The organism is Microcoleus sp. BR0-C5, assembly GCF_036705045.1.
Classification (GTDB): domain Bacteria; phylum Cyanobacteriota; class Cyanobacteriia; order Cyanobacteriales; family Microcoleaceae; genus Microcoleus.
In genome coordinates this window covers 1-2,724 of record NZ_JAUBTR010000167.1, presented here as the reverse complement: position 1 = coordinate 2,724, position 2,724 = coordinate 1, and the positions used below count along the sequence as shown (strand labels likewise).

Annotated in this window: 1 protein-coding gene; it reads left to right on the top strand. The window is 42.5% G+C overall.

Annotation, left to right across the window (positions count from 1 at the left end; translation table 11 throughout):
- Positions 1-2,515, top strand: a 2,515-nt coding sequence (locus QUB08_RS31570) for a DEAD/DEAH box helicase family protein (RefSeq protein ID WP_333230202.1), incomplete at its 5' end; no start/stop codon positions are given.
- Between the last annotated feature and the right edge of the window lie 209 nt (positions 2,516-2,724).

Genomic DNA, 2,724 nt, shown 5'->3' with positions numbered 1-2,724 from the left:
GCACAGATATTTTTCCTACAGTGAAGGTATGAAAATCCTTAGTCATCAAAGCCAGAACTGCGGAATGTGGGTTATACAGCGCCGAGCTACTCGTAAATTTTTAGCAACAGGTACAATTAACCCCACCATTGCCGAACGCTATTATCAAACTCGTGCCATCCGTCACATTACCGAAGCCTTAGAGACTGATAAAGACCGCAAAGCCCTGATAGTTATGGCGACTGGTGCAGGCAAAACCAGAACCGCGATCGCCTTGGTCGATCTGCTGATGCGTTGTAACTGGGCTAAACGTGTTCTATTTTTAGCAGATCGTGTAGCTTTGGTAAATCAGGCAATCAATGTATTTAAGAAACATCTCCCCGATGCCGCGCCAGTAAACTTAGTCACGGAAAAAGATACTGAGGGACGGGTATTTGCTTGCACCTATCCAACCATGATGGGATTAATTAATGATACCCGTGACGGTCAGCGTCGTTTTGGCGTAGGACATTTTGACCTAATTATTATTGATGAAGCTCACCGATCTGTTTTTCAGAAATACCGCACAATTTTCAACTACTTTGATTCTGTCCTGCTAGGGCTAACCGCTACACCAAAGGATGAAATTGACCGCAACACTTACGGGCTCTTTGACTTGGAAAATGGCGTACCTACTGATGCTTACTCGCTTGAAGATGCCGTAAAGGATGGTTATCTAGTCCCACTTAAAGCAGTATCAGTGCCGCTTAAGTTTCAGCGACAAGGCATTAACTATGGTGAACTCTCGGAATCCGAAAGAGAAGAATGGGATGCGCTTGAATGGGATGACGAAGGTAAGGCCCCTGAGCGCGTAGAAGCAGAAGCAGTCAACAAGTGGTTATTCAATAAAGATACCGTGGATAAGGTGCTAGAGCATCTGATGACTAGGGGGTTAAAGGTTGCTGGGGGCGATCGGCTCGGAAAAACCATTATTTTCGCTAAAAATCAAGATCATGCAGAATTTATTGCTGAGCGGTTCAACGCCAACTACCCACACTTTAAAGGTGAGTTTGCCCGCGTCATTACCTTCAAAACCACTTATGCTCAAAGCCTGATTGATAACTTTTCCCAAAAAGATAAAGAACCTCATATCGCAATCTCAGTGGATATGCTCGACACTGGGATTGACGTGCCAGAGGTCGTTAATCTGGTGCTGTTCAAGATTGTTCGCTCCAAAACTAAGTTCTGGCAGATGATAGGACGAGGTACGAGGCTATGTCCTGACTTATTTGGGCTAGGGCAAGATAAAGAATTTTTTTACCTGTTTGATTATTGCCAAAACTTAGAGTTTTTTCAACACAACTCCGAAACTGTTAATGCGCCAATAACTAAATCATTGGGTCAGCAACTGTTTACCGCTCGATTAGAATTAATCGGAGAGCTAGATAAAAGAATACCTGAGAATCAACCAATAAATCAAGCAAAACTGAGCAAGCTTCAAGAGTATCAAGCTGCCTCTAAAGAACCCAAGACCGATGCAGAATTGCGCCAGGAACTAGCCAATTTACTCAATACAGAAGTGGCGGCAATGAATCCTGAAAACTTCATAGTGCGACCTAAACAACGATTTGTAGAGAAATATGCTAATTCCGCAGCATGGGCATCGCTATCGATCGATGATTTTCTTGAGCTTAGTCAAGAAATAGCTGGCTTGCCTTCCCAATTGGAAACAGAAACAGAAGAAATAAAAAGATTTGATGTTCTGATGCTAAAGTTACAATTAGCAATCCTGCGCTCTGACTCTACGTTTAAGCGTTTGCAAGAACAGGTGAAGTCACTTGCAGGGATGTTAGAGGAAAAATCGGCTATTCCCTTCGTGCAAGAACAGTTAGCCCTGATTCAGGGTGTACAAACCGATGAGTGGTGGCAAGATGTGACATTACCAATGCTGGAGGTGTTACGCAAACGCCTACGGGGGTTAATCAAGCTGATTGAGAAACAAAAACGCCAACCTATTTACACCGACTTTGAGGATGTGATGGGGGATGAGATAATAGTTGAGTTGCCTGGTTTTACAGCATTAGATAACTTTGAGAAGTTCCGTGCTAAAGCAAGGGCTTTTTTGCGATCGCATCAAGATCATGTAGTAATCTTTAAGCTACGAACTAACAAACAGCTCACTCCATCCGATTTATCTGAGTTAGAGAAGATATTGCTAGAAAACAAATTAGGCGTAGAGGAGGATATAGACCGTGCAAAAGAAGAGTCGCATGGGTTAGGCTTATTCGTCCGTTCCTTAGTAGGACTCGATCGAGAGGTAGCCAAGCAGGAACTAGCAAGGTTTATATCGGGTAAAAATTTTAACTCCAATCAGATTGAATTTGTGAATATGATTGTAGATTACCTGACTGCACATGGAGTAATGGATGCAGCAATCCTCTATGAATCCCCATTTACTGACATTACGCCCCAGGGGCCAGACGGATTATTTACCTCCACTCAGGTAGATGAATTATTTTCTATTCTTGAAGAAGTTTCTACACGGGCTGCTGCATAAGGCACAGCAGTAAAACCTGGGGCGTTACAAATAATCTTGGCTGAAGGCCAATTATAGTTACAGTAAAACCCACATTCCGCAGGTCTTTAAATAGAATTGATGGTTATAAAATTTAAAAATTCAAGCCTGAAAAGATTACTGGGTAATCACTTCAGGCTTTTTTGAGATACAATGAACGAATTAGGAGCCAAGAGGAAAAAACCATGAAT